Origin of the sequence: Epilithonimonas hispanica (genome assembly GCF_003385395.1) — a bacterium.
GTDB lineage: Bacteria > Bacteroidota > Bacteroidia > Flavobacteriales > Weeksellaceae > Epilithonimonas > Epilithonimonas hispanica.
This window is the reverse complement of sequence record NZ_QNUG01000137.1, coordinates 1-557: the sequence shown is the minus strand read 5'-3', so window position 1 is coordinate 557 and position 557 is coordinate 1. Positions and strand designations below refer to the sequence as shown.

Sequence of the window (557 nt, the reverse complement as noted above, 5' to 3'; positions counted from 1 at the left end):
CTATCGTTTAATACTTTGTTCTTTCACGTTATTTTTTTCGTGCTTGTTGTCTTGTTCCAAACCTTCTAAAGGCTTGTTGGTATTGATTCTGTTCATATCGGAATCATACAGATTCAGATTTTTATATTGCGGATTCAGCACCGCTTTGCCTTCTACCACTTTATCGTCGAATTCAAATTTCACCTTGACGATATTTCCTTTTTCCAAAGATTTGATGGTACTTTCCTTCCATTCCGGCTTATCGAAGATCAGTTTGGATTTTTCTACGATCTGAGCCGTATCAACACCATAATTTTTATAGAAATTCTGGAAATTGTAATTTTCTTTTTCCGTTTTGGGTTCGTTAAAATTGAGCTTGGCAAATGCAGGTTCTATTTTTTCTGTTTTCGGATTGTGAAATTCTATTTTAACTGTGCGCCCTTCTAAAAGGTTAATAGCTTCTTTAGCTGTAAATGTATTTAACCTGAGTTCGGTTTAAGCGAAGTTTAAAAATAATTGACCGTCATTTACTTTTTTCAAGTTGAGTGACGGTTTTTTTGGAAAGAAGCAATAAGCGG

The 557-nt window shown here is 34.5% G+C and carries 1 protein-coding gene; it reads right to left on the bottom strand.

The annotated features are described in order from the left end of the window. Window positions 1-183, bottom strand: a complete 183-nt coding sequence (locus DRF58_RS18880) for a hypothetical protein (RefSeq protein ID WP_245955620.1) — start codon at window positions 181-183, stop codon at window positions 1-3. Window positions 184-557: the final 374 nt, after the last annotated feature.